This window comes from Pseudomonas sp. MWU13-2105, assembly GCF_023242315.1.
GTDB lineage: Bacteria > Pseudomonadota > Gammaproteobacteria > Pseudomonadales > Pseudomonadaceae > Aquipseudomonas.
On record NZ_JALLIY010000097.1, the window covers coordinates 1 to 329 of the forward strand.

1 protein-coding gene is annotated in these 329 nt (G+C 60.2%); it reads left to right on the forward strand.

What is annotated here, in order from left to right:
- Positions 1 to 329: peroxiredoxin-like family protein (locus M5B96_RS32470; protein ID WP_248801261.1), on the forward strand; the 329-nt coding region annotated here is incomplete at both ends.

The window sequence follows — 329 nt, forward strand, 5'->3', positions numbered from 1 at the left end:
CGCGCGGTGCCAGCCTGGTGGCGATTTCGCCGCAGAGCCAAGCCAACAGCCGCAAATCGCAACGTCAAAACGGCCTGGGGTTTCCGATCCTCAGCGACAGCGGCAATGAAGTAGCGGCTGCTTTCGGCCTGCGGTTCAAACTGCCGGACTACCTGGTTGAACTCTATCTGAGCCTGGGCAACAACCTGCCGGTCATCAACGGTGATCAGAGCTGGACCTTGCCGATGCCGGGTCGTTTCGTCATCGGCCAGGACGGCATCATTCTGTACGCGGAGGTGAATCCCGATTACACGCTGCGTCCAGAGCCCACTGAGTTGCTGCCTGCATTG